We start from the raw sequence: 26,139 nt of genomic DNA, 5'->3' as shown, positions 1-26,139 counted from the left end.
CCGCGACCGGCCACCACCCCTGCCGCCGGCGGCGAGCCGGTCGAGGCGGATCTGGTCGTCGTGGCCGCCGGCGCCTGGGCGGGAGAGGTGTGCCGGCCCCTCGGCGTCGACCTGCCGGTCTTCCCCCGGCGCGGGCAGATCGTGCATGCCACGCTCGACGGCGTCGACACCGGGTTCTGGCCGATCGTGCTGCCGAGGAGCGGCCCGTACCTGCTGGGCTTCCCCGACTCGCGGGTGGTCATCGGGGCGACCGTCGAGGACGTGGGGTTCGCGCCGCGTGTCACCATGGGCGGCCTGAACGAGGTGCTGGAGGCCGGGCTGCGGGTGGCGCCCGGCCTGGCCAACGCGACCGTGACCGAGACCAGGGTCGGGCTGAGGCCCGTGTACGCGCCCGGCCCGGCGGTGCTCGACCGCCTCACCGACCGGGTCCTGGTGGCGACGGGGCTGAGCGCGTACGGGCTGACGGCGGGGCCGTTCGCCGGGAAGGTGGTGGCCGCGATGGCGATGGGCGAGACGCCGCCCATCGACATCGCTCCCTACGCGGTCACGACCTAGCGAACCGCCACAGCGTGAAGGGGGCGAGCCCGCCCGGCGCCCGTCCCGACAGCATCCGAGCCGGCCGTGGACGTCACCGCCGCCAGCAGGTCAGGACGGCGGAGGCGCTGCACGTCCACGGCAACACGCTCGTCTACCGGCCGGCCAAGGTGGACGGTCTGCGCGAGCGCGCCCAGCCGCTCTCTCCGGCCTGCGTGGCTGAGCTGCTCGACGAGCGTAGGATCGACTCCTCCCCGCCGTGACCGAGTGGGGGAGGCTCGTTGCGTCCGTCAGTGGTGCTGGTGTCGTTGCTGGTGACGTTGCTGGTGACGAGCGGGTGCGGCGGGGCGAGAGGGCCTGTGCCCTCGCCCTCCCCGACCCCGTCGGCCACGTCCCCGCCGCCGTCGGCGGCCCCGGCGCGCCACCCGCCCTCCAGCTCGGCGCGGAGGCCGGAGCACGTGGTGGCGGTGCCGTACGCGGCGTCGGGAGAGTACGAGGTCGTGCCGGGCGACGCCCCTGCCCGGCCCGGCAGCGGCGAGGTGGTGCGGTACCTGGTCGAGGTGGAGCGCGGGCTGCCGTTCAACGGGCAGCGGTTCGCGGCGGCCGTGCACCGCGCGCTGAACGACCCGCGCGGCTGGGCGCGCTTCGAGCGCGTCGACCACGAGCCGGTGTGGGTGCGCGTCGCCCTGTCGAGCCCGAGCCTGACGAACCAGCAGTGCCGTCCGCTGAACACCGGTGACGAGCTGTCGTGCTGGAACGGCACCCGCTCGATCATCAACGCGCGGCGCTGGGCGAAGGGGGTTCCCGGGTACGGGCACGACCTGGCGGGCTACCGCGACTACGTGGTCAACCACGAGGTCGGCCACAGCCTGGGGCACGAGCACGCCGTCTGCCCCGGCCCCGGGCAGCCGGCGCCGGTGATGGTGCAGCAGTCGAAGTCGCTCGGCGGGTGCCTGCCAAATCCATGGCCTTTTCCGTCACAGGGCCAGGAAAGGCAGGAAAGGAGCGAGACTGAAGATCGTCCACAGTGAAGAGAGGTGCGGTTCATGACGACGATCACCACTGGCCGAATCAGCGGTCTGGACGACGGCGGCGTCGCGGTCTTCAAGGGCATCCCGTTCGCGCGCAGCCCGTTCGGCGAGCGCCGCTTCGCCGCGCCCGTGCCGCCCGCCCGCTGGGACGGCATCCTGGAGGCGACCGCGTACGGGCCGCGCCCGCCGCAGCCCGAGCAGCCGGGGCTACGGCTCGGGCCCGTGGCGTCGCCCGCCGACGGGCTCGACATCCTCACGGTCAACGTCTGGACTCCCGACCCCGGCGGCTCCGGCCTGCCGGTGCTCGTGTGGATCTACGGCGGCGCGTACTGGATGGGCTCGGCCGACTGGCCGGAGTACGACGGGGCCAGGCTGGCCCGCCACGGCGTGGTCGTGGTGACGTTCAACCACCGGGTCGGCATGGAGGGCTACGGCCACGTCGACGGCGCTCCGCCCAACCGGGCGCTGCTGGACCAGGTGGCGGCGCTGCGCTGGGTGCAGGAGAACGCGGCGGCGTTCGGCGGCGACCCGGGCAACGTGACGATCTTCGGCGAGTCGGCAGGCGCGGGAGCGGTGGCGATGCTGCTGGCGATGCCGTCGGCGACGGGCCTGTTCAGGCGCGCGATCGCGCAGAGCGTGCCGTGCATGTTCTTCTCCCCCGGCTACGCCGCCCGGGTCACCGAGTCGATCATGCGCAGGCTCGGCGGCGGCTCGCCGTACGACAGGTCGCCGGAGGAGTTGGTGGCTGCGGCGGGCGAGGTCGCCTACCAGGAGATCGCGGGCGACCCCGGACGCTGGGGGCCGCTGGCGTTCTCGCCGATGCCGTTCGCGCCGGTGGTCGACGGCGAGGTGCTGCCGGACACGCCGTGGAACGCGCTGGCGGCCGGCGCCGGACACGACGTGGAGCTGGTCGTGGGGTTCAACAGGGACGAGTTCCGGCTGTTCCACGCGATGCGCGGCAGCGGGCAGTACGACCTGGACACGGCCTTGAAGACGCTCGCCCCCGAGGGCGCCGAGGCCGTGTACCGGTCAGAGGCGTCCGACGAGGAGGGGTACGTGCGGCTGATGTCCGACTGGCTGTTCCGGATGCCCAGCACGCTGCTCGCCGACGCGCACACCGGCAGGACCTACGCCTACGAGCTGACCTGGGCGCCCACCCCGCAGTTCGGGGCCTGCCACGGCCTGGACGTGCCGCTGACGTTCGGCACCACCTCCGGTCAGGTGTCGGCGATGGTGACGGGCGGCTCGCCGGACATCGAGGGCCTGTCGGAGCAGTTCCGCACGGCCTGGACGCGCTTCGCCGCCACCGGCTCACCCGGCTGGCCGGAGTACGAGCGGCCCACCGCGACCACCCACCTGTTCGACGTCGAGCCCTCCGACGTGGACGACCCCGAGGCCGCCTCCCATGCGCTCTGGTCGGAGCGCGGCTTCCCGGTGATCGGCTGACCGTCGCGGCCGGCAGGTTCCCCGGGAGCCGGTCAGCCGAGCCCCTTTTCGGTGCCGACGCCGCGCAGCAGGGTGTCGACGAGGCGGGTCGCCATCGCGTCCGCGTCGCCGTTCTGGCTCTGCGCGGCCTCGTGGATCAGCGCGTAGTAGACGCGCCTGGCCCATTCGAGGTCGACGTCGGCGCGGACGACCCCGGCGGTCTGGGCCTCGAGGAACAGCCGCCGGCACCTCTCCTCCACGGCGGAGTGGACGGCGGCCACCTCGGGGTCGCTCGACAGGGCGCGGCTCATCGCGAACCCCCAGTCGATCTTCACGCGCAGCACGTTGGCCGTGACCTGGTAGAGCGCGACCAGGGGCGGGGTGGACTCGGGATGCGCGGCCTCGACGGCCGCCGCGAACCGCCGGGTGGCCCAGCCGATCATCGCGTCGACGAGCGCCTCGCGGGAGGCGAAGCGCCGGTGCACGGTCGTGCGCGCGACCCCGGCCGCCTCGGCGATCTGCTCCATGCTGGCCGCCGGGTTCCTGCTGAGGACGCGCTCGGCCGCCTCCAGGATCGCCCGCACGGTCCGCTCCGCGTCCGACCTCACCGCTCGCGTTCCTCCACTCACCCTCACAGGCTACACGATCGTGCCCTCTCGCGCCCGAGTTGCGTCATCCATGTTGCAAGTCTTATGGTCATCGCATCGCTTCTGACGCAACTACCGAACGGACGACAGATCATGGACATGCGACTCAACGGCAGGACCGCCGTCGTCACCGGCGCCAGCAGGGGGATCGGGCTGGCGATCGCCGCCGCGCTCGCCGACGAGGGGATGCGCGTCGTGGCCGGAGCGCGGACGATCTCCCCCGAGCTGGCGAAGACCGGCGCGAGCACGGTGGCCGTGGACCTGTCCACCGCCGAGGGCCCCTCCGAGTTGGTCGCCGCCGCGCTCGAACTGGGTGAGATCGACCTGCTGGTCAACAACGTGGGCGGCGGCGACGGCGGCGAAGGGCAGCTCGGCGGCTTCCTCGGCTTCTCCGACGAGCAGTGGCTCCAGGCCTACGAGCTGAACTTCCTCAGCGCCGTCCGCGCCACCAGGGCCGCCCTGCCGAGCCTGGTCAGGCAGCGCGGGGCCGTGGTCAACATCTCCTCCCATGGCGCGCGCATGCCGCACAGCGGGCCGGTCACGTACACCACGGCCAAGTCGGCGCTGACCGCGTTCGGCAAAGCGCTGTCGGAGGAGTTCGGGCCGCAGGGGGTGCGGGTCAACACGATCTCGCCCGGGGCGGTGCGCACGTCCCTGTGGGAGGGGCCGGGCAGTTACGGCGCGGCGCTCGCGTCCTCGCTGGGGCTGGCGCACGAGGATCTCTTGGCGGGGGTGCCGTCGAGCACCGGGATGACGACGGGTAAGTTCGTCGCACCGGAGGAGGTCGCCGCATTGGTGACGTATCTGGCCTCACCGCACGCCGCGAGCGTGGCCGGCGCCGACTACGTCATCGACGGCGGGTCGATCAAGACCGTCTGAGTCTATCGCGATATATCGTAGGCAAACGAGAGCAACGGGGACATCGCGATCGTTGAGCTGGATGCTCGGATTTCCAGGGGAGTGTGAGTGATGGCAGCAATGCGGACGGCACGACGGATCCTCGTCGGCGGGGCGGCCCTGGCAGCGGCCGGCTGGGCCCTGCGGAACGTCCCGGCCGAGCTGGGCGTACGGCCCTTGACCTCGGGCCCCGCCCGGGCCGACAGGATACGGCAGTCACCGCAGTTCAGGGACGGCACCTTCGTCAACCCGATGCCGGAACCCACCACCCTGATGAGCGCCCCGCCACCGAACCTGCTGCGCGAGCTGGCCAGAGACAAGGAGCAACGCCGCCCGGCCGGCCCGGTGCCGCTGCGCGTTCCGCCATCCGACGCCCCCTCACCCGACGGTCTGCGGGCCGTCTGGTACGGGCACGCGTCCACGCTGGTCGAGATCGAGGGCAAGCGGGTGCTGTTCGACCCGGTGTGGAGCGTGCGGCCCTCGCCGTCCCAGTTCGTCGGGCCGAAGCGGCACCACCCGCTGCCGGTGGAACTGAACCGGCTGCCGCAGATCGACGCCATCGCGATCTCGCACGACCACTACGACCACCTCGACATGGCGACCGTCCGGTCGCTGACCGCCACGCAGAAAGCACCGTTCCTGGTGCCGCTGGGCATCGGCGCACACCTGGAGCGGTGGGGCGTCCCCAGCTACCGGATCATCGAACTCGACTGGGACGAGGAGGCCGTGGTCGCCGGGCTGCGGTTCGTCGCGACGGCGGCCCGCCACTTCTCCGGACGCGCGTTCACCCGCAACGACACGCTGTGGGGCTCCTGGGTGGTGGCGGGCAGCGCCAAGCGGGTGTTCTACGCGGGCGACTCCGGCTACTTCGAGGGGTACCGGGGCATCGGCTCGGCGCACGGCCCGTTCGACCTGACGCTGATGCCGATCGGCGCGTACAGCCCGGCCTGGCCGGACATCCACATGGACCCGGAGCAGGCCGTCAACGCCCACCTCGACCTGGGCGGCGAGCTGCTGCTGCCGGTGCACTGGGCGACGTTCACGCTGGCGCTGCACCCGTGGGCGGAGCCGGTGGAGCGGCTGTGGCTGGAGGCGAAGGCCCGCGACGTGAAGATCGTGGTGCCGCGTCCCGGCGAGGGGGTCGACACGGCGGCCGCCCCGGCGGTCGACGGCTGGTGGGAGACGCTCGGCTAGGTCTTCTCTCCTGTGAGGTGGGGCACGCGGCCGGCGGGTGGTACGCCCTGCGGTGCGGTGTGGCCGCGGTGGTGATTGTTGGTGTGAACGATTTGTTAGGAAGGTTATTTACTACTACCTGCCGCGTTCGTATGGTGATATCAGCTGATCTCGGAGGCCGCCATGCGAATTCGGTTCGCGATCGTGTCCCTCGCCCTGGTCACCTGCGGGTTATCCGCTCCCGCCCAAGCCGCTCCCGCCCAAGCCGCTTCCTCCTTCGCCTCGGTGGTGCCCGTCCCGGTGAGCGTGGCGCCCACGTCTGGGGTCACCTACCAGATCACCGCCTCGACCAGCGTCTACTCCGACGTTCCCACGACCGGAAACCTCCTGGCGCAGCAGCTGCGGCGCTCCACCGGCTACCCCGTGCCGATCGCCTCAACCCCGCCCGCCGACGGGATCTCGCTCCGCCTGACCGGCGCGCCCGGCGGTGCGGAGGCCTACCAGCTGGACGTGACCGCCTCGGCGATCACCGTCAGCGCCAACCAGCCCGCCGGGCTCTTCTACGGCGTGCAGACGCTGCGCCAGTTGCTGCCCTCGGCGGCCGACAGCCCGGCCGTCCAGCCCGGTCCCTGGCCCGTCCCCGGCGGGCGCATCGTGGACCAGCCCCGCTACGCCTACCGGGGCGCGATGCTGGACGTGGCCCGGCACTTCTTCCCGGTGGCCGCCGTCGAGCGCTACCTCGACCAGATCGCCCTCTACAAGATCAACGTCCTGCACCTGCACCTGTCGGACGACCAGGGCTGGCGCATCGTGATCGACAGCTGGCCGCGCCTTGCCACCTACGGCGGGAGCACCGCGGTCGGCGGCGATCCCGGCGGGTACTACACCAAGGCCCAGTACCAGGAGATCGTGGCCTACGCCGCGGCCAGGAACGTGACGATCATCCCGGAGATCGACATGCCCGGCCACACCAACGCGGCGCTGGCCTCCTACGCCGACCTCAACTGCGACGGCGTCGCCCCGCCCCTGTACACCGGCACCGACGTGGGCTTCAGCTCGCTGTGCGTGTCCAAGGAGCTCACCTACACCTTCGTGGACCAGGTGCTGGGCGAGCTGGCCGCGATGACGCCCGGGCCGTACCTGCACCTGGGCGGTGACGAGGCCAGCTCCACCTCGGCCACCGACTACAAGACGTTCATGAACAGGACGCAGGACCTGGCGCACGGCAAGACCGTGGTCGGCTGGCACGACATCGTCAACGCCACCCCGCTGCCCGCCACGATCGCCCAGTACTGGGGGACATCGACCCGCAACACCGCCGTGGCCAACGCCGGCCGGAAAGTCATCATGTCCCCAGCAAGCCGGACATATCTCGACATGAAGTACAACCGGAAGACGCCGCTCGGGCAGACCTGGGCGGGCATCATCGAGGTCCGCGACGCCTACAACTGGGACCCGGCGACGTTCCTGAGCGGGCTGCCCGCCTCGCAGGTGATGGGGGTCGAGGCGCCACTGTGGACCGAGACGATCCGCACCAGCGCCGACATCGAGTACATGGCCTTCCCCCGGCTGCCGGCGATCGCCGAGCTGGGATGGTCACCGCAGAGCACACACGATTGGACCGCGTTCACGTCACGACTGGCCGCGCAGGGGCCGCGCTGGCATGTCATGGGGGTCAACTACTACCACTCCACCCAGATCTCCTGGCCGGCAGGTTCATGATGAAGAGACTGATCACCGCGTTACTCGTGCTGATCGCCGTCACGACCGTCCCCGCCCACACGGCCGCCGCGGCCACAGGTTGGGCGCTCAGGTCCGCGACGGGGCTGTCCGACGCCGGAGCCGCCATCTCCCAGGTGGGGTACTCCACGTCCGGGTGGTACCCCGTGGAACTGCCCTCGACGGTGCTCGCCGGCCTCGTCAAGAACAACGTCTACCAGGACATCTACTTCGGACGGAACCTGCAGAACGTCCCCGACCTGACCGGGCAGGACTGGTGGTACCGGGGCGAGTTCACCGCGGGGAGCGGTCCGGCGTTCTGGCTGCGCTTCAAGGGCATCAGCTACCGGGCCCAGGTCTGGGTCAACGGCACCCAGGTCGACGCGAACGCGGTCGGCACGCTGGTCCGCCACGAGTACGACGTCACCCCACTGATCAGGCCCGATCAGGTCAACGCGATCGCCGTCAAGGTGACGCCGCCCGCGCACGACTGCAAGGACCTGTCTATCTGCACGGTCGACTGGAACCCCGAGGCGCCCGACATGAACGCGGGCATCTGGAACACCATGTCGGTCGACTCCACCGGCACGGTGGCGCTGCGCGACCCCTACGTCAGGACGACGCTCTCGGGCACGACCGCCGACCTCAACGTCTACGTCGACGCGATCAACGCCGCGAACGCCCCGGTCACCACAACGATCACCGGGACGATCGCCAAGGCGGGGCAGACAACCCTCAACCTCAGCCAGAGTGTCACCCTCGCGGCAGGTGAGCGGCGTGAGGTGGCCTTCGCCCCGATCCATGTGACCAACCCGGTGCTGTGGTGGCCCTACCAGTTCGGCAGTCCCGAGCTCTACAAGCTCACCCTGAGCGCGGGCACCTCGGACACCACGTCGATCGACTTCGGGATCCGGCAGGTCACCGACTACCGCACCACGGTCAAGGGCACGTCATTCGTCGGCTACAAGATCAACGGCAGGCCGATCCTGCTGCGTGGCGGCGGCTACGTCTGGGACATGCTGCAGCGCTGGGACACCAGGACCAACGCCGCCCACATCGCCTACGTCAAGGGCATGGGCCTGAACACCATCCGCCTGGAGGGCACGCTCGGCAACGAGGAGCTCTACGACATGGCCGACAGGGCCGGAATCCTCGTCATGCCCGGCTTCGTCTGCTGCAGCGCCTGGGAGAACGACAGCTCCTGGAACACCGAGCAGACCCAGGTCGCCCAGCAGTCGCTCGACAGCCAGCTGCGCAGCCTGCGCCACCACGCCTCGGTCTTCATCTGGACCTACGGCAGCGACCAGCCGCCCGCGTCCGCCCACCTGACCGCCTACAAGAACATCGCGACCGCCCTGCACTGGCAGAACCCCACCCTCGACAACGTCGCCACCTGGTCCAACTCCGACGCCGGCGTCAAGATGGACGGGCCGTACGTCTGGGAGCCCCCGGTGCTGTGGTGGGACCAGTCGCGCGCGGGCAGCGCCTTCGGCACGACCGCCGAGGAGGGCACCGAGTCGCCTCCGCCGCTGGAGTCGCTCCAGCGCTTCCTCGCCCCCGGCGACATCTGGCCGATCGGCACCACGTTCAATTACCACGGCGGCAAACCGCACAGTGTCTTCGACAACATCAACCCCTTCACCGAAGGCATCACCAAGCGGTACGGCACGGCCTCCTCGGCGGACGACTACTCCCGCAAGTCGGAGCTGCAGAGCTATGAGAACACCCGCGCCTTCTTCGAGGCGTGGAGCGCCAGGCAGCACACCCAGACGTTCGGCACCATCTTCTGGATGCTGAACAACGCCTGGCCCTCGGTCCACTGGAACCTCTACGACTACTACTTCAAGCCCGGCGGCGGCTACTTCGGCACCCGCAAGGCCACCGAGCCGGTGCACATCAGCTACGACTACTTCACCCGCAACGTGTACGTGGTCAACTCCACTCTCACCGACCGCCCCGGCCTGACGGCCACTGCGACGGTCTACAACGTGCCGGACTTATCCGTGAAATACACGACATCGACCCCCGTTTCAGCGACCGCCAACACGAGCGTCCAACCCCTGACGCTTCCCGCCGTTTCCGGACTCTCCACGACCTACCTCATCCGCCTGCAGCTGAAGGACTCGGCCGGCGCCCAGGTGAGCAACAACGTGTACTGGTACTCCACCGCCCCCGACACACTCAGCAACAAGTCGAACTGGTACAGCACGACCCCGAAGACCTACGCCAACCTGACGGGCCTCAACAGCCTCCAGGCCGACAACGCGGTCACGGCCTCCGCGACCCGCAGCACCACGGGCGCCACGATCACCCTCGCCAACACCAGCCCGTCGGCCCTGGCCTTCTTCGCCCGCCCGGAGATCACGGCCGGGAACGGCGGACGGGAGGTCGTCCCCATCACCTACTCCGACAACTACGTCACCCTCTGGCCCGGAGAGTCCACCACGATCACCGCCGCCTACGACACGGCCGACCTCGGCGGCCAGCCGCCCTACCTCCGCTTGCGCGGCTACAACCTCCCCACCACCTCCACCCCGGTCCCATGACGGCGTGCGGCTCAGCAGGTCCGGCACCTGCTGAGCCCGCTCCTGTCCCCACGCAAGGCTCGATCGGCGAGCGGCGTCGCCGCCCCTCTGAACGGCGGGGCCGCCGCTCGCCTGTCTGGGAGAATCGGGACACGTGCTCGCGGCTGCGAAGAGGAGTCATCGATGGCCGTTCGCCGTGTCGTCCCCAACATCCCGTCAACGGCCATGCAGGAGAACCGCAGGACGAGGAGTGGGGGGTGCGCCGGTTCTTCGTCCGCGACCCCAACGGCCGGGTGATCAACGTCCTCGGCCACCGGTAACCGTCTTTCGTCGGAGAGCGGCCGTCCCGCTACAGGCGGACCACGACCTTGCCGGTCGCCTGGTTCGCCTCCATGTAGCGATGCGCGTCGGCGATCTCGTCCAGCGTGAACACCCGGTCGAGGTTGGCGTCGTAGCGGCCTTCCGCGACGCCGTCCACGATCTGCTGGAGGGCCTTGGCCCCCGCCGGTCCTCTGAGGTCGTCGCTGTGGAAGGCGGTCAGCTTCGTCCCCGACGGGATCATGGCGACCGGCTCGAAGTCGGGAATGGTCCACGCGCCGCCGAGCGTGCCGGCGACGCAGACGGTGCCGCCGGGCGCGACCAGCCGCAGCGACTCGGCGACCGTGGACGCCCCGACCAGGTCCAGGATGTAGTCGGGCCTGACGGGCAGCCGGTCCTGGCCGACGACGACGTGGCCGGCGCCCCTTGCGAGCAGCAGCCCCGCCTTGGCCGGGTTCCGGGTGGTGGCGATGGTCCGCAGCCCGTGGTCCCTGGCCAGCGACAGCGCCGCCAGCCCGACCGACGAGCTGCCGCCGCGTACCAGCAGCACGCCACCGTCCGCCGGGGCGAGCGCCGCCAGCGAACCGAGCGCTGTCAGGTACGCCTGGGGGATCGCGCCGAGCGTGGCCCAGTCGAGGGTGGTGGTCAGCGGGATCAGCAGCGAGTCGGGCAGCAGCGCGTACTCCGCGTAGCCGCCGTCGAACGCCCGCCCCATCTCCCCCATGACCGCCGCCACCGTGGTTCCCTGACGCAGCGCCGCGCTCTGCGCCACGATCCCGACGCACTCGATGCCGAGAATCCTCGGGAAGCGCGCACCCGGCGAGTGGCCCTGCCGGGTCATCAGCTCCGAACGGTTCACCCCGAACGCCCTGACCTGCACCGACGTCCACCCTGGGCGTAACCGCGGGAGCGGGACGTCCATGACCCGCAACACCTCGGGCGGCCCGGGACGTTCGGCGACGGCCGCCCTCATCGTGGTGTCCATGAGGGCATTGTTCACCGGCGGTCCCGGCCGTCGCCAGGCTCGCCCTCGCCGGCCCCGAGCCGATGGTCGGGGAGACGTTCACGCGCCGTACAGTCAGGGGGTGAGCAACCTGGAGCAGGACCCCCGCGAGATCCACTGCAGGCCCGACGCCGGGGCCGACGGCGAGCTGCTGACCGGGCGCGAGGTGCCGCTCGGCGGGCCCCGCGCGATGAAGGTCACCCGCACCCTGCCCAACGTGCGCCGCCGCATGATCGGCGCGTGGTGCTTCGTCGACGCCTACGGCCCCGAGACCGCGACGATGCGGGTGCCGCCGCATCCGCACACCGGGCTGCAGACCGTGAGCTGGCTGGTGTCGGGCGAGGTGCTGCACCGCGACAGCCTGGGCAGCCTCCAGGCGGTGCGGCCCGGCCAGCTCAACCTGATGACGGCGGGGCGCGGCATCTCGCACTCGGAGGAGTCGCGGGAGGGCGTGCTGCACGGCGTGCAGCTCTGGGTGGCGCTGCCCGGCGAGCACAGGCAGACCGGGCCCGGCTTCGAACACCACGCGTCGCTGCCGGTGCTGTCGGGGCCCGGCTTCCACGCCACGGTGATCATGGGAGTGCTGGGCGGGGTGGCGTCGTCCGCGACGGCGTACACCCCGCTGGTGGGCGCGGAGGTGACCGTCGACGGGGACGCGGAGCTGCCGCTGGACGAGCGCTTCGAGCACGGCGTGCTGCTGCTCGACGGCGCAGTCGAGCCGTTGTCACCGGGGCCGATGCGCTACCTCCCGCCGGGGCGTGCCGGGCTGCGGGTGTCGGGGCGCGGCCGGCTGCTGCTGATCGGCGGCGAGCCGTTCGACGAGGAGATCGTCATGTGGTGGAACTTCGTCGGACGCAGCCACGACGACATCGTCGCGTACCGCAAGGAGTGGATGGAGGGTGAGGGCTTCGGCACCGTCCAAGGCTTCGACGGCGACCCGCTCCCTGCCCCGATCCTCCCCACCACCCGCCTACGCCCCCGCGGCCGAACCCGCTGACCTACCCGCCACCCGCCCGCGCCCCGGCCGGCCCGCGTGCCCACCTCACCACCACGCGGTCCGACGTCGCTAGTCGGCGTGCGCGTAGGTGTAGAGCAGGTCGATGTTCGCTCCGTTGGACGGCACCTCGGCCAGCAACCGCACCATCGCCCCCGTGAAGTCGAGCACCTGGATCTGCTGCCGCTCCTCGCCGTCGTCCGGTCTGACCCAGCAGGCCACGTGGCTGTCGTCGTACCAGGTGGCCAGCCCGGTGCACGGCGACTCGAAGCGGTTGAGCTCGGCGCCCGACTCCGAGTCGTACACGCAGTTGTTGCCGCTCTCCAGCCCGGGACAGTTGGTGAGGAACTTCGCGCCCGACGGCGAGAACAACGACTCCGCGATGCCCGCGCCCACGTTCGGGATGCGGCGGACCCGCTGGCCGGTGTCGGTGAAGAAGCGCAGCGCCTGCTGCTTGGTGTCGTTGGCCAGGGCCACCACGCCCGTGCCCGTGCGGTCGAAGCCGTAGCGGACACCGCGCAGCGCCCCCTCCCGCAGCGAGGAGACCGTGGCCTGCCGGGTGGCCACGGTCACGACGGCGAACCCGGTCGACTGCCAGACGCCCTTGACCGGGTTGCCGACGTTGAGCAGGATGCGGCTGCTGTCGCGTGACCAGCCCTGGATGTAGGAGCTGAGCGGCTGCTGGGACGTCCGCACCGCGAAGCTCTCACCGCTCACCTTGTCGGTGATCCTGACCTCGTCGTAGCCGTTGACGAACTTCTTGCCGCGCCCGGCCAGGTACCTGCCGTCGGGCGACAGCATGCTCTCCCAGAGGTCCGGATATTTCCGAAATGATCCGGACAGGGAGTCGCGAGCGTAGTAGACCCACTCCTGCGTCTTGGTGTCGCGCACCATGTACGTGGTGAGCCTGACCGGGTCGGCCGGGTTCTCGTAGAGGGTGGCACCGGCCCCCGGCAGCGTGGACGTGGACAGGTTGCTCGTGGGCACCACCTGGGACGACGACGTCCGCGCTGAGACGTCCACCGAAGGCGTGGCGACGGCGAGCTGCTTGCCGGGCAGCTTCGCGACCGCGACCACGATCACGGCCACCGTCGCGACGACCGCCACCCCCACGGCGATCGCCGCGATCACGTACCCCTTCTTGCCGCGCCGGGGAGGCTGTTGGAAGTACGGCCCGGCCTGCGCGTACTGCCCGGACGTCGACCGGCTTCCCGACCCGACGCCCTGATACCCCACCGGATACCCCGGCCCCGCCTGAGCCCCGACCTGCCCGTACGAAGCCCCAGCCCGCTCGAACGGACCGGCCTGCCCCACCGGAAAGCCTGCCTGCCCGGCCGGATTCCCAGGCTGCCCGGCCCAAGGCGCAGACTGAGGCGCGGACTGAGGCCCCGGCGGGGGATCCGGCTGGAGGCCGCCGACCATGGCCGCGGCCTGCTGGAGCTCGGGCGGATTGGAGGTCGGATGCTCCAGCAGGCGCAGGATCACCTGCTCGGCGGTCGGCCGCCTGGCCGGGTCCTTCGACAGGCAGGCCGCCACCAGGTCGCGCAACGTCCCGGTCAGCCGGGTCAGGTCAGGTTCTGCGTTGAGCACCCGCTGGGTGATCTCGGGCACCGATGCGGCCTCGAACGGGCTCGCGCCGCTGGCGGCGAAGACGATGGTGCTCGCCCAGGCGAACAGGTCGGCGGGCGGCCCGACCGGATGGGCGAGGATCTGCTCGGGAGCCATGAAGGCGGGCGTGCCGATCGGCGTCGAGGTGATCGTCGAGGTGGCGTCCAGCGCCCGGGCGATGCCGAAGTCGATCACCCGAGGGCCCTCGGCGGCGAGCAGCACGTTGTTGGGGCTGAGGTCGCGGTGCACGATCCCCGCCTGGTGGATGGCGGCCAGCGCGGTCACCGTCCCGATGGCCAGCCGGTGCAGCGCCGACTCCGCCCGCGGACCGTCCTCGGCCACCACCTGCTGCAGCGACGGGCCCTCGACGTACTCGCTGACGATGAACGGACGCTCCTCGTGCACGCCGGTGGCCAGCACCTTCGCCGTGCAGAACGGCGCCACCCGCTGGGCTGCCGCCGCCTCCCTGGCGAACCGCTCGGCCGCCACCACGTCACCGGCCAGGTGCGGCCGCAGCCACTTCACCGCGGCGAGAGTCCCGTGCTCGTCGGCGCCCAGGTAGACGACGCCCTGCCCGCCCTCTCCCAGCCGTCCCCGGATCTCGTGACCCCCGATGCTCGCGGGATCTCCTGCTCTCAGCTCAGTAATCGGCGGCATAACCGATTATGCTCACCACTTCCTTGCAGGCCGCTAACAGTTGGCGAGGTTCCTTCCGTCCTTGGACGCGCCGAACACCCAGTCGATTCGCAGCACAGCCGGTTGGGGCGCGCGGCTGCATCGGCCGGCTGGACAACCGGCGTGGCCTCCGCGGTAGACGCACTCGAAGACGCCTGTCTTCCGCTTCCGCTGCATCAGCCGCGATACGACCAGTCACGTTGCCCGCCACAAGGTCTACGGAACGCCATCTTCACTGCTGGTTGCATGCTGCGTGCGAGACCGTGCGCCCCGACCCAGCGGAGGCAGCCGCCGAGCGATGACACGCCGGTCAGCGGCGCGGAGGCCAGTTCAGATAGTTCCCCCGTAACGCCCGTCGAACAGCCGCCATGACGCAAATGGCACGGTCCATTGTAAAGAACTGTAAAAAATGGATCTTGCAGAATGAAGTTCTCCATGCCTACACTCACGGAGATCTTCATCCTTACGCCGAAGGAGACATTACATGCCGAACGAATCTAACTTTAATCACCTGCGGCGAATTGCGGCACTTGCCGCCGCTACTGCAGCCGCGGCCGCGGCGCTCACCGTCAGCGCGACTGCGGCTTCGGCCGACACCGACTCTAGCGCGCTGGGCGCGGCGCTCGACCGCGTGGCCAGCGACGACCTCACCTACACGCCACCGCGCCAGTTCAGTAGCTGACCAATTCCCAGGGTAGTCGCATTTCTGGCTGCGTCGCAATTAGCAGTCTAACGGCGCAGCCTTCTCCCTGCAAAAACACAGGGCAAGGACGACTTAAGTGAGAGAACTCCCGCTGGTAAGCATCAGCTCGAAAGCAAGTCTGGGCACCAAGGTCGTTGAATGGCCAACAAAGGACGTTGTCGACGCGGCCCTAGCGGATCCGCAGTGGCAGTCAAGGCCATTCGTTGAATTCGTTCTCAAAGTCCACTCCAGGTGCAACCTGTCGTGTGACTACTGCTATGTATACGAGATGGCCGATGACAGCTGGAAGGGCAATCCAGCCACGATGTCGAAGGCCACCGTGGACCAGGCCGCCACCCGCTTCGGTGAACACATGCGGGCCCACTCCGATGACATACCTGTCGCCAAGGTAGTGCTGCACGGCGGCGAGCCCCTCATGGCAGGCCCCAAACTGATCACCTATCTCACTGAGCGCTTCCACGCCGAGACGCCACCTGGCATCGAGCTCGACATCCGCATGACCACGAACGCGGTGCTCCTCACCCCGGACAACCTCCGACTGATGCGCGAGTGTGGCATCCACGCCTACGTCAGTCTGGACGGGGGCAGGGAAGCGCACAACCGGCACCGCAAGTACGCGAACGGCCGCGGCAGCTACGACGCAACCATCAGCGGCCTCAACGCCTTGAGCGCCCCAGAGTATCGAGACCTGTTCTCCGGTCTGCTGTGCACGATCGACGTGACCAACGACCCAATCGATGTCTACGACATGCTCGTCTCCCATGAGCCGCCTATGCTCGACTTCCTGCTCCCGAATGGAAATTGGAACGAGCCGCCGCCGGCCTGGGATGGCGACTCGAACACCACGCCATACGCCGACTGGCTTATTCCGATCTTCGATCGGTGGTACAACGCCCCGGTACGGCAAACATCGATCCGCCTATTCGACGAGATCATCAACCTCGTCTTGGGTGGCCAGAGCCGTGCGGAGACCGTGGGACTCGCCCCCTTCCAGTCGCTCACTATCGACACCAACGGCTCGATCGACTTCTGCCACCAGCTCAAGTCAGCCTTCAACGGAGCCGCGATCACAGGTCATAATGTGTCACGCGACTCGCTCGACGCGCTCCTGCTACAGCCAGGCGTGGTCGCCCGGCAGATGGGCGTTCACGCCCTCTGCGACACATGCAAAGCCTGCCCAATCCGCAACATCTGCGGCGGTGGGCTCTACGCCCACCGATACAAAGTCGGAACGGGCTACCTCAACCCGTCCGTCTACTGCGCGGACCTGTCCCGCCTTATCGGCCACATCGTCGAGCGCGTGGCCAAGGACGTGCTGGAACACGACTGCTGAGGCGACAGCGTCCGTCATGGACTGAGACGCTATGGCGTGGCGGCTCCACCCGCGAGTCTCCACGGGCGGCGGTGACACCGCAGAGCCGGCCGGATCCAGGCGCGTGGAGATTCGCGGATCCGGTCGCTCGGCGGCGTCAGGTACAGCGGGAAGTGCACCATGACGATGTCCCGGTCGGGATGGAACGGCCCCGCCGCCCTCGAAGCCGATTGCAGTTCCGCTATCAGGTGGCAGACCCGTAGTCGAACCTGGACGGCTCGATCCCGAGAATCGCCTCGATGATCGCGCAGGTCAGGGTCTCGGCCATGGGCGGCGGGACTGCGTTGCCGATCAGCTTGACCTTGTCGCGTGCGGTGTCGGCGACGAATTCGTAGTCGTCGGGAACGACTGCGCCCGCCGAAGTTCGTGGATCCGGAGCATCCGGAACAGGATGGACGACACGTCGATCTGGCCGTCTGAGGTGGGCAACGACGACCGGTCCCGGGTCGGCAGCGTCCCCACCGGCTCGTTCACGCTCTGCGTGCGCCCGTTGCCGTAGTAGGCCATGAGCAGCGTCTCGGGCATGGGCAGGCCGGGCGGTGCGGTGACGAGCAGTGAGGGCCGGACACGGAAGGCGATCGATGTGGCGTTCGGCCTGGCGGACATGGGAACCGGAACAGAGCCGGAACAGGCCACTTAAGGATCAAAGAATTGCCTGGCCGGACGACTGTAATCGTCAGTAGACCGAGATGTGCGGGTGGTCGTAGTGGTTGGCGGTGGTGCCGCCGCGGTCGGACATGGTGCGCCACGTTCCCGTCCTGGCGTGCCAGATCCGCTGGCGGTAGATGATGTACATGATGCCGAGCCGCTTGGAGTTCTTGATCGCCCATGCGGCGATCTCGTTGCCGCGCTCGACCTCCGCCGCCGACGGCAGCGATCCGCCGCGACTCAGCATGAAGTCGCACGCCCGGCCGAGGGGGTGCTCGCCGCCGTCCTGGATGGTGCGGTAGCAGCCGATCCCGAACGGCACCGCGAACCGCTCCTTGATCAACATTTTCACCAGGCGCATGCGCGGTGTGATGTTGTCGGAGCCGCCGGGAAGTTGCGGCACCCAGGTGCCGTCGGAGCGCCGCACGCCGGGCGCCTGGTAGAGCTGGTCGATCTTGTCCTTGATCTGGTCGATCAGCTTCTCGGCTTTCTCCTTGCGTTTGCCCAGGTCATCGACGAGGGCGGCGAGCTCGTCGGCGCGGGCCTTCGCCTCGTTCCGCGCCTGCTCGTGGTCGTCGCGCACCTGGGCGTAGCCGCGCAGCCTGGCGTCCTGCTGATCGACGAGGTGCCGGCTGAGCGCCAGCCTGCTCATCAGCGCGGTGGGGTCGCCCTCGTTGCCCAGCAGCGTCAGGCCTTCCTGTCCGCCGCGCATGTACTGGGTGACGGCCATCGCTCTGAGCTGGGTCGACTCGCGGTCGTAGACCTCCTGGGCGGCGGTCAGCTTCTCGCGGGCCGACTTTTCGGCCTTCTCCGCCTTCTGGTGGTTGATCCGCCCGTTGTAGTAGTCGGTGATGAGCTTGTCCGACTCCTTCTGCAGGGCGGCGAGCTCCTTCTTGAGCTGCTTCACGGTCGGCTTGGGCGCCGCCTGGCCCGCTGTGGCGGACGACACCGCCAGGAGCGTCGCCACTGTGCCCGCGACCAGGGTCGCGACGAGGGGTCGAAGCGGGCCGCACCGCCTTCCGGCAGGGGACGCAACCGCCACGCTTCTCCTTAGCCCGTGCCGCAGGGCAGCCCGGTCAGGAGTCGATCAGGCCGGGGGCGCCCTCTTCCGAAGCTAGATAGTAGAGGATCACGCCTTACCGCCTGCAAATTCACTTCATTTCGGTATCGCGGGGGCGGCGGGTCCTGCGCACCACGATCTGCCGTCCGAGCAGCACCGATCCAGGGACGACCACGAGGCCGAGCAGGCCCGTACCGAGCCCGAGGCCGATGTCGGCGTCCAGCAGCCGGTCGCCCTTGCCGCTGAGCACGGGCACGTCCAGCGAGACCTTCACCGAGACCGACAGCAGCGGCCTGCTGGTTCTGCCGGGCGGGGGCGTGCCGGGGTCCGGCGGCCTCGTGGCGGGTGGCTGCGTGGCGGGTGGCTGCGTGGCGGGCGGTCTCGTCTCGGATCGTGTGGGCTCCGGCCTGGTGGGCTCGGGCGTAGGTCGTGTGGTGGGCCTTCTCGTCGGGGCCCGGGTGGGGACGCGGGTGGATTCCCGGGTGGGTTCGCGGGTGCGCGTCGGCAGCGGCCGGGTCTCGGCCGGTTCCCGGGACCGCGTGGTCGGAGGCAAGACCTCGAAGCTGGGCGGCGGGGCCGTCTCGTACGGGCTGGGCGCCGCGGTGAAGGTGGCGGGCGGGGACATGCTGACGGTCGGCTCCGGCGTCCGGGTCGCGGGCGGCGGCGACGCCGGGACGACCGTCGGCGGCGGGGACGTCGCCGGACGCAGCGCGTCGACGTTGTCGACCGGGTCCTGCCAGATCACGAACGCCGTGGCCACCGCGGCGGCCGTCGCCAGCACCAGCCCGCCCGTGAGCACCACCTTGGACGTCGGCGCGAACGTCGTCTGGAACAGGCTGGTGCCGGTCTCCGGCGCCGGCTTGGCCATCGGCAGCAGCATGGTGAACGGGACGGTCAGGGAGCCGAGCGCGAGCCGTCCCCGCGTCTCCCAGTCGTCGCCGTGGACGGCGGCGGCGGTCTCCTCCAGTTCGGCCAGGAACGCCTCGGCCGACTCGGGGCGTCCGGCGGGGTCCTTGGCCAGGCCGTGCTCGACGAGCTGCCGCAGCGGCTCGTCGATGTCCCCCAGCGGGGGCGAGGCGTGCTGGTGCTGGTAGGCGAGGGCGGCGACGTTCTCGCCGGCGAACGGGCGACGCCCGGTGAGGCACTCGAAGAACACCACCGCCGCCGCGTAGACGTCGGTGGCGGGGCTGGCGGGGGCGTCCTCCCACTGCTCGGGCGCCATGTACGAGGGGGTGCCGACGAGCGGCGCGGTCTCTCCCGAGTGGGCGGCGACACCGAAGTCGACGAGCCTGCTCTGGCCGTCGGGTATGACGATCACGTTCTCCGGCTTGAAGTCGCGGTGCACCACGCCGTTCCTGTGGGCCTCGGCCAGGCCGAGCAGCGCGCCCTTCAGCACGACCAGCGCGGCCTCGGCGCCGGTCGCGCCCTCGCGTTGCAGCAGCCGCCGCAGGGTGACGCCGTCGACCAGCTCCATCACGATGACGGCGTCGTCCTCACCCTCGACGTACTCGAGCAGGCGGGCCGTGTGCGGGCTGTCGAGGTCCTTGATCACCAGCGCTTCCGCGCGGAACCTGTTGACGAACCGCTCGTCCTGGCGTAACTGCGCGGACAGGTGCTTGATCGCGACGTGCGAGCCGTCGGAGTCCCGTACGGCGAGCATCACCCGGCCCGTCCCGCCGTGGCCGAGCTCCCGGACCTCGGTGTAACCGGGAACGCCCATAGACGGGGACCTCCGAATAGCCAGACAAAGATCCTTATATCCTGAACCTAACGCGAAGTAACGCCGCGTGTCGAGATCTATCCCACAGTTACCGGCATTCCTGCCGAAACGATATTTTTACTACGTTCCATAGTAGAGAGCGCCGCTCCCCGAAAGTCGATCCGCAGACACCCCGAAGCCGCCGCAGGACCGCCCCCCGCCCGCCGCGCCATCCACGATCCATCCGGCGTTTACATCGTATACATCAGCCGTGTACGGTGTAAACATGAAGGCGACTTTCCAGGTCCGCGCATTCGTCCGGCGAGAGGATTCCTCGTGACGCCCGAGCTCCGGCGAACGGCCGACAAACCGGTCACCGCACCCCCTCGAACAGGCGAGCGCCCCGGACGCTGGAAACGGAGAGCGTGGATCGCCGCAGCCGCGGTCCTGGTCGTCCTGCTCGGCGGGACGGGCTACGGCGCCTGGTTCGGCAGCGACCAGGCGATCAAGGTCCAGCACTGGGGAGCAGGCGAGACGATGGTGCTCGGCGCCCAGAACGGCACCGTGACGCTCACGGACTCGCCGGACACCCGCAAGCCCGGGACGTACTGGCTGGTGTGGGGCGGCGCCAACACCATGCTCGGCGAGGTCATGACCCGCGCCCCCGGCCGCGTGACGCGCAGGATGCTCGGCGGCGCCACCCCGTCCGTCGGCACGCCCGGCAGCGTCACCGCCGTTCCCCCTGGTGACCCCAAGGTCGCCTGGGGGCTGGCCTACTCCGAGATCATGGTTCCGACGGAGCTCGGCCCCGCCCCTGCGTGGTACGTCCCCGGCGACGCCCGAACCTGGGTGATCGCCGTCCACGGCCAGAACGGACGACGCAAGGCGGCGCAGAAGGTGCTCCCCGTCGTGCACCGGCTCGGCCTGCCGTTCCTCGACATCAGCTACCGCAACGACGAGGGCGCCCCGCCCTCACCCGACGGGCTCATCCACCTGGCCGACTCCGAGTGGCGCGACCTCGAGGCCGCCGTCCGCACGGCGCAGGGCATGGGCGCGCGGCGCGTCGTCCTGTACGGCACCTCCCTGGGAGGGGTCATCGCCGGCCAGTTCCTGGTCAGGTCGCCGCTGGCGAACGCCGTCTCCGCAGTGATCATGGACGCGCCCCCGTACGACCTGGAACGGACCGCCGCGTGGGGCGCGAGACGGTTCCACCTGCCCGCCGTCGCCGGCTGGCTGGCCAATCGCGTCGCCGAATGGCGGACCGGGATCGACATGGGCCGGATCAACCTGCTCACCCATCCGCCCGCCGTGAAGCCGCCCCTGCTCCTGATCCACACCGACGCCGACGCCGAGGCCCCGGTGCAGGCGGCACGCGATCTCGCCGCCGCGGGCAGGCGCCTGGGATGGAAGATCCAGTACGAGGAGTTCGCCGGCGGGGGCCACACCGAGGCGTGGAACGTGAACCGTCCGCGATACGACCGGCTGGTACGCGACTTTCTGGCGCCGTGGAGTACGGGATCCGCCTGACCGGCGTCCCGTGAACGGACACCGCGCACCCGGTCGGGCATTCCGGCGCGACGATCTACCCCTGGCGGGACAACGATCGAATCAGGAGGCCGCTACCACCTCCTTTTGATGATCTTTCGCCTGGAATACTCCAGAGCCGTCAGATCATGACAAAGGACTCTTCAGATGCCCATGAGCGCCGTTTCCTGACGCCCCACGCTGAGCAGGATGCGATCAAACAGGTACAGTCCGGCCAGGGCGGGGTTCAGTGAGGGATCAGCAGTCGTGAAGAACCTTTTGGGTGCCCTGGGGGCCGGAGTCACCGTCGTGACGGTGACCGTGACGGTGGCCCTGACGTCGCAGGCCGACACGTGCCCCTCGTCGACCGCCTGCCCGACGACGGTGATCTTCACTGTGACCGCGGGTGACGGGCTGCAGGTCACCGTCCCCGGCGGCTCGGCGGACATCGGGAACGGCACGCCGGGCAGTCAGATCAGCGGGCAGCTCGGCTCGATCACCGTGACCGACCACCGGACCGCGCTCACGGCCGGCTGGACGGCGACCGTGTGGGGCACCGACTTCACCACGGGCGGCGGGTCAGGGGCGGAGACCGTCCCGAACAGCGCGGTCAGCTACTGGTCGGGGCCCGCGACCGCCAAGACCGGCACCGGCACCTTCGTTCCCGGCCAGCCCACCGCCGCGGACGCCGAGACGCTGAACGGCTACTACACCGCGTTCAGCAAGATCTCGGGGTTCGGTGACAACTCGGCCACCTGGAACCCGACCATCGTGATCGACGTCCCCGGTCAGGCGGTGGCCGGTACGTACACGGGCACCGTGAGCCACTCCGTCGCCTGACCCGGATATGACGGGGTGCCCCGGCGCGGCATGGGCACCGGTAGACGGCGATCTACGCAGGAAGCTGCTGACCGGCAGCAGCGGGCTCCGGTCAGGGGGTCGGGACGGGGGCGGCGGTCAGGAGCCGGCGGACCGCGCGCGCTGCCTCCCTGCCCGCCCGGTTCGCGCCGATCGTGCTGGCCGAGGGGCCGTAACCGACCAGCTGGAGGCGGGGCTCGGCCAGGACCTGGGTGCCGTCCATCCTGATACCGCCGCCCGGTTCGCGCAGGCGCAGAGGGGCGAGGTGGTCGAGGGCGGAGCGGAACCCGGTGGCCCAGATGATCACGTCGGCGGCGAAGCGGCGGCCGTCCTGCCAGGTCACCGCGTCCGGTGTGATGCGGGAGAACATCGGCAGCCGCTCCAGCGCGCCCTTGGCGAGTGCCTCGCGGACGATCGGGGTGTAGCCCAGGCCCGTCACGGCGACCACGCTCTGCGGCGGCAGCCCGGCCCGTACCCGCTCCTCGACCATGGCGACCGCGTCCCTGCGGGCGTCCTCGCCGAAGTTGTCGTCCCTGAAGACGGGGGGACGGCGGGTCACCCACAGCGTGGCCGACGCGATGCCGGCGATCTCGGACAGTACGTGCGCGGCCGAGTTCCCGCCGCCCACCACGACCACGCGCAGGCCCGCGAACTCCTCGGGCCCGCGGTAGCCCGCGTAGTGGAGTTGCCTGCCGCGGAAGTCGCCCGCGCCCGGGTAGTACGGCCAGTACGGACGCGTCCAGGTGCCGGTGGCGTTGACGACGGCCCGCGCCGCCCACTGCCCGGCGTCGGCCGTCACCAGGAGCCTCTCCCCTGCCCCGCGCGCCACCGCGCGGACCCGCACGGGGCGCAGGACGGGGACGCCCAGCTGCCGCTCGTAGTCCGCGTAGTACTCGGGCACCACCAGGGAGGCCGGCCGCCGGCCGTCGGCGTTGGGCTCGCGGTGCACGCCGGGCAGGTCGAAGATGCCGTGCACCTTGTCCATGGTCAGCGACGGCGACCGGTACCGCCACGCGCCGCCGGGGCCGTCGCCCGCGTCGAGCACGACCGGGTCGAAGCCGAACCTGCGCAGGAAGTACGCGCTGGACAGTCCGGCCTGCCCGGCGCCGATGACCACGACGTCAGCTGATTCCACGCTCACCTGAAACCAGCGCGCCTCCCGCCCTCTTCCCGCCGTGTCGCGGAAGCCGGGCCGCGGAAGCCGGGCCGCGCATCCGGCCCCGCCCACTGCCGGCAGGGGGCAGGCGGCTCGGGTCAGGACAGGGAGACGCGGTCGATGTTGGGGCCTCCGTTCGCGGTCGTGCCCGTCAGCCGGATGGTGTTGGCGCCCGCGCTGAGCGGGACGGTGACGGTCGCGTCCACCCAGGTGTCCCAGTTGGTCGTGGCCGGGAACGACCGGGCGGGCGCCACCACGGCGCCGTTGACCGTGACGTCCATCGGTCTGTCCACGGTGGTGCCGTTGGCGTACCTGATGGTGAGGGTCCTGGAGCCCGCCGCGGCGGCGGTGACGGTGAACTCGGCGTAGGAGCCGATCACGTTGTCGAAGTTGACGAACCCCGTCCCGGTGAAGCCCGCGTGGTTGGACTCCACGACGGCCTGCCCGAGCGTGGCGTCCTCCGCCTGGTACTCGGTGGCCGGCGGGGTCGGCGCCGAGACGTCGATGTAGTCGAGGTTCGGCCCGCCGTTGACGGTGGTGGCCGTGGCCCGGATGGTGTTGGCCCCGGCGACGAGCGGCAGGGTGAGCGTGGCGGTCGCCCAGGTGTCCCAGTTGCCGGTGCCGTTGAAGTCGCGGGTCACGCCGGTGCCGTTCGCCTCGATGGTCATCGGGCGGTTGGTGGTGGTGCCGTTGGCGTACCGCAAGGTGACCGTGGCGTCGCCCGCCTGGGCGGCGTTGACGGTGAACTCGACGTACGAGCCCGTCACGTTGTCGTAGTTGACGAACCCGGTGCCGGAGAAGCCCGCGTGGTTGGACTCGACGGCGCCCTGCGAGATCGTCGCGCTCTCCGCCTCGTAGTGCGGGGTCGTGGCGGTGGGCCGGGCGCGGATGAGCCGGGTCTCGCCGGGGCGCAGGGTGGCGCTGTAGGAGGAGGCGACGCTCCCCTCCGACGCGCCGGACCAGAGGTTGATGACGTCGGCCGGGCCGGTGAAGCCGACCTGCGACCAGGTGACGCTGACGGTGGAGTCGCCGGACGTCCCGGTGTTGTACAGCGCCACGATGTAGTCGCCGTTCGCCTCGCGCTTGCGCCACACCTGGTTGACGCCGCTGTTGACGATCCGCTGCGCCGCCACGCCGTCCTGGTCGACGGCGATGAGCCGGTCGTTGGTCAGCATCGCCAGGTCCGTGGACGTCAGCGCGGTCAGGTCGGTGCCGAGCAGCAGCGGGCTGGCGATCATGGCCCAGTGCGTCATGTGCGCGCGGCGCTGGTCGGCGGTGAGGCCCACCTGGTCGCCGTTGCCGACCTCCAGCGAGTCGTAGTCGTTCCACCCGCCGGGCCCGGCGTACTGCTGCCAGGACGCGGCCGAGTTGAACCGGCTGGACACGTGCGACCAGTCGGTCAGCGGGAAGCCGCTGCCGTTCGGCCCCGGCCCGCAGTAGCACTCGACGTCGCCCTGCGTGCGCCAGCTGTTGGCGAGCCGCTTCCACGTGGTTGCCTGGGCGATCGGCAGGTTGTTGGACAGCGCGAAGTTGATCGGCCTGCCGGTCTGGCGCAGCGCCTTGTCCCACGCTTCGACGTCGGCGACCGTCGTCGCGTCCACCCCGTCGATCTTGAGGTAGTCGACGCCCCACGAGGCCATCTGGTTGGCCCACGAGTTGATGAACGCCTGCGCGCCCGGGTGCGAGTAGTTCAGCCGGTACATGTTCTTGCAGTTGTAGTTCTTGTGCGTCTGCGAGGTGTCGGCGATGTCCTGGGCGTGGTAGGACGTGCCCTCGATCGGCTTGTTGGCCGTGACGGCGTTCTTGGCGATGCCCGGTGTCACGTAGAAGCCGAACTTCAGCCCCTTGCCGTGGACGTAGTCGGCCAGCGCCTTGATCCCGCTGGGGAACTTGGCGGTGTCGACCGCCCAGCGGCCGAACCCGTCGACCTGGAAACCGTTCGCGTCGCACTTCTGGTAGAAGTCGTCGAGGTTGAGGTAAACGTAGCCGTGGGCGGCCAGGCCGCTGCTGACCAGGGCGTCGGCCTGGGCCTTGATCTTGGTCTCGTCGGGCCAGCGCCGGACGAAGCTCCAGCTGCTCCAGCCCATCGCCGGTCTGATCGACAGGCCGTTGTCGGAGGCGTTCGCCGGCGTGGCCGTCGCCGGCGAGGCGGCCAGGGCCGTCGCGCCGAGCACCAGGGCCCCGAGCGCGGCCCGCCACGTTCCCACTTTCACGGGTGTCTCCTTCTAGCCGGTGGTGATGCGGTCGAGGTTCGGCCCGCCGCCCGCCGTGGTGGCCGTGGCGCGGATGGTGTTGGAGCCCGCGTTGAGCGGCACCGTGATGGACGTGGTGGCCCAGGTGTCCCAGGTGGTGGTGGGGTCGAAGGCGAGCCCGGACGAGGCGACGGCGCCGTTGACCGTGATGTCCATGGGACGGTTGGCGGTCGTGCCGTTGGCGTAGCGGAACGTCAGGGTGGCGTTGCCCGCCGCGGCGGCCGTGACGGTGAACTCGACGTAGGAGCCGGTGACGTTGTCGTAGTTGACGAACCCGGTGCCGGTGAACCCGGTGTGGTTCGACTCGACGGCGCCCTG

23 protein-coding genes and 1 pseudogene are annotated in these 26,139 nt (G+C 70.1%); 14 read left to right on the top strand and 10 right to left on the bottom strand.

Annotated elements, in window-relative coordinates; all coding sequences use genetic code 11:
• The 4 genes from ABZ297_RS35855 to ABZ297_RS35840 all read left to right on the top strand — a co-directional run.
• A partial coding sequence (locus tag ABZ297_RS35855) for an FAD-dependent oxidoreductase (RefSeq protein WP_355355838.1) occupies positions 1-555 on the top strand: 555 nt, incomplete at its 5' end.
• Between the two features lie 14 nt (positions 556-569).
• Positions 570-797 (top strand): hypothetical protein, encoded by a 228-nt coding sequence (locus tag ABZ297_RS35850; RefSeq protein WP_355355837.1) that lies wholly within the window; start codon positions 570-572, stop codon positions 795-797.
• 18 nt (positions 798-815) lie between these two features.
• Positions 816-1,565 (top strand): DUF3152 domain-containing protein, encoded by a 750-nt coding sequence (locus ABZ297_RS35845; RefSeq protein ID WP_355355835.1) that lies wholly within the window; start codon positions 816-818, stop codon positions 1,563-1,565.
• A 15-nt stretch (positions 1,566-1,580) separates the two neighbouring features.
• Positions 1,581-3,011: a carboxylesterase family protein gene (locus ABZ297_RS35840; RefSeq protein WP_355355833.1), complete on the top strand. Its 1,431-nt coding sequence runs from the start codon at positions 1,581-1,583 to the stop codon at positions 3,009-3,011.
• A gap of 32 nt (positions 3,012-3,043) precedes the next feature.
• Here ABZ297_RS35840 and ABZ297_RS35835 read toward each other — a convergent pair whose 3' ends face one another.
• Complete coding sequence (locus ABZ297_RS35835) at positions 3,044-3,598, bottom strand: helix-turn-helix domain-containing protein (RefSeq protein WP_355355831.1); 555 nt, start codon at positions 3,596-3,598, stop codon at positions 3,044-3,046.
• Between the two features lie 132 nt (positions 3,599-3,730).
• On the opposite strand from ABZ297_RS35835, the gene ABZ297_RS35830 reads away from it, so the two are divergent.
• From ABZ297_RS35830 to ABZ297_RS35810, 5 genes and pseudogenes are all read left to right on the top strand, one after another.
• Positions 3,731-4,516 (top strand): SDR family oxidoreductase, encoded by a 786-nt coding sequence (locus ABZ297_RS35830; protein ID WP_355355829.1) that lies wholly within the window; start codon positions 3,731-3,733, stop codon positions 4,514-4,516.
• Positions 4,517-4,606: 90 nt separating this feature from the next.
• Positions 4,607-5,728 (top strand): MBL fold metallo-hydrolase, encoded by a 1,122-nt coding sequence (locus tag ABZ297_RS35825; protein ID WP_355355827.1) that lies wholly within the window; start codon positions 4,607-4,609, stop codon positions 5,726-5,728.
• Between the two features lie 162 nt (positions 5,729-5,890).
• Positions 5,891-7,429 carry a beta-N-acetylhexosaminidase gene (locus ABZ297_RS35820; RefSeq protein ID WP_355355825.1) on the top strand — a complete coding sequence of 513 codons (1,539 nt, stop codon included), beginning with the start codon at positions 5,891-5,893 and terminating at the stop codon, positions 7,427-7,429.
• Positions 7,429-9,972, top strand: a complete 2,544-nt coding sequence (locus tag ABZ297_RS35815; RefSeq protein WP_355355823.1) for a hypothetical protein — start codon at positions 7,429-7,431, stop codon at positions 9,970-9,972. Before ABZ297_RS35820 ends, ABZ297_RS35815 begins: the two co-directional genes overlap by 1 nt.
• Before the next feature lie 218 nt (positions 9,973-10,190).
• Positions 10,191-10,271, top strand: a pseudogene (locus tag ABZ297_RS35810) (glyoxalase); the annotation flags it as partial.
• Positions 10,272-10,300: 29 nt separating this feature from the next.
• Here ABZ297_RS35810 and ABZ297_RS35805 read toward each other — a convergent pair.
• Complete coding sequence (locus tag ABZ297_RS35805) at positions 10,301-11,254, bottom strand: zinc-binding dehydrogenase (RefSeq protein ID WP_355355821.1); 954 nt, start codon at positions 11,252-11,254, stop codon at positions 10,301-10,303.
• Between the two features lie 100 nt (positions 11,255-11,354).
• Between ABZ297_RS35805 and ABZ297_RS35800 the strand changes: the two genes are divergently transcribed.
• A complete protein-coding gene (locus ABZ297_RS35800; protein WP_355355819.1) occupies positions 11,355-12,269 on the top strand; it encodes a pirin family protein in 915 nt (304 codons plus the stop codon).
• 69 nt (positions 12,270-12,338) lie between these two features.
• Here ABZ297_RS35800 and ABZ297_RS35795 read toward each other — a convergent pair whose 3' ends face one another.
• Complete coding sequence (locus ABZ297_RS35795; RefSeq protein ID WP_355355817.1) at positions 12,339-14,531, bottom strand: serine/threonine-protein kinase; 2,193 nt, start codon at positions 14,529-14,531, stop codon at positions 12,339-12,341.
• A 502-nt stretch (positions 14,532-15,033) separates the two neighbouring features.
• Here ABZ297_RS35795 and ABZ297_RS35790 point away from each other — a divergent pair.
• Together ABZ297_RS35790 and ABZ297_RS35785 are read left to right on the top strand one after the other, a co-directional pair.
• Positions 15,034-15,231: a hypothetical protein gene (locus ABZ297_RS35790; protein ID WP_355355815.1), complete on the top strand. Its 198-nt coding sequence runs from the start codon at positions 15,034-15,036 to the stop codon at positions 15,229-15,231.
• A 97-nt stretch (positions 15,232-15,328) separates the two neighbouring features.
• On the top strand, positions 15,329-16,585 hold the full coding sequence (locus tag ABZ297_RS35785; protein ID WP_355355813.1) for an FxsB family cyclophane-forming radical SAM/SPASM peptide maturase: 1,257 nt from the start codon (positions 15,329-15,331) through the stop codon (positions 16,583-16,585).
• A 330-nt stretch (positions 16,586-16,915) separates the two neighbouring features.
• On the opposite strand, the gene ABZ297_RS35780 is transcribed toward ABZ297_RS35785, so the two are convergent.
• The 3 genes from ABZ297_RS35780 to ABZ297_RS35770 form a co-directional block, all read right to left on the bottom strand.
• The gene (locus ABZ297_RS35780) at positions 16,916-17,230 is read right to left on the bottom strand and encodes a hypothetical protein (protein WP_355355811.1); all 315 of its coding nucleotides are present in this window, start codon (positions 17,228-17,230) and stop codon (positions 16,916-16,918) included.
• A 70-nt stretch (positions 17,231-17,300) separates the two neighbouring features.
• Complete coding sequence (locus ABZ297_RS35775; RefSeq protein WP_355355809.1) at positions 17,301-18,314, bottom strand: hypothetical protein; 1,014 nt, start codon at positions 18,312-18,314, stop codon at positions 17,301-17,303.
• 109 nt (positions 18,315-18,423) lie between these two features.
• A complete protein-coding gene (locus ABZ297_RS35770; protein WP_355355807.1) occupies positions 18,424-20,052 on the bottom strand; it encodes a protein kinase in 1,629 nt (542 codons plus the stop codon).
• Positions 20,053-20,367: 315 nt separating this feature from the next.
• Here ABZ297_RS35770 and ABZ297_RS35765 point away from each other — a divergent pair, with 315 nt between their 5' ends.
• Positions 20,368-21,558: a prolyl oligopeptidase family serine peptidase gene (locus tag ABZ297_RS35765; protein ID WP_355355805.1), complete on the top strand. Its 1,191-nt coding sequence runs from the start codon at positions 20,368-20,370 to the stop codon at positions 21,556-21,558.
• Between the two features lie 161 nt (positions 21,559-21,719).
• Here ABZ297_RS35765 and ABZ297_RS35760 read toward each other — a convergent pair whose 3' ends face one another.
• Complete coding sequence (locus ABZ297_RS35760; protein WP_355355803.1) at positions 21,720-21,950, bottom strand: hypothetical protein; 231 nt, start codon at positions 21,948-21,950, stop codon at positions 21,720-21,722.
• Here ABZ297_RS35760 and ABZ297_RS35755 point away from each other — a divergent pair.
• Entirely contained in the window at positions 21,940-22,395 is a 456-nt protein-coding gene (locus ABZ297_RS35755; protein ID WP_355355801.1) for a hypothetical protein, read from the top strand. The two genes, ABZ297_RS35760 and ABZ297_RS35755, sit on opposite strands and share 11 nt — an antisense overlap.
• Positions 22,396-22,486: 91 nt before the next feature.
• On the opposite strand, the gene ABZ297_RS35750 is transcribed toward ABZ297_RS35755, so the two are convergent.
• From ABZ297_RS35750 to ABZ297_RS35740, 3 genes are all read right to left on the bottom strand, one after another.
• A complete protein-coding gene (locus ABZ297_RS35750) occupies positions 22,487-23,548 on the bottom strand; it encodes an FAD-dependent oxidoreductase (RefSeq protein ID WP_355355799.1) in 1,062 nt (353 codons plus the stop codon).
• Positions 23,549-23,667: 119 nt separating this feature from the next.
• Positions 23,668-25,782 carry a CBM35 domain-containing protein gene (locus ABZ297_RS35745; RefSeq protein ID WP_355355797.1) on the bottom strand — a complete coding sequence of 705 codons (2,115 nt, stop codon included), beginning with the start codon at positions 25,780-25,782 and terminating at the stop codon, positions 23,668-23,670.
• A 12-nt stretch (positions 25,783-25,794) separates the two neighbouring features.
• Positions 25,795-26,139: carbohydrate-binding protein (locus ABZ297_RS35740; protein WP_355355795.1), on the bottom strand; the 345-nt coding region annotated here is incomplete at its 5' end.

The sequence above is a fragment of the Nonomuraea sp. NPDC005983 genome (assembly GCF_040614375.1).
GTDB lineage: Bacteria > Actinomycetota > Actinomycetes > Streptosporangiales > Streptosporangiaceae > Nonomuraea.
The sequence above is the reverse complement of the archived record's forward strand: the minus strand, read 5'-3'. Positions and strand labels throughout refer to the sequence as shown.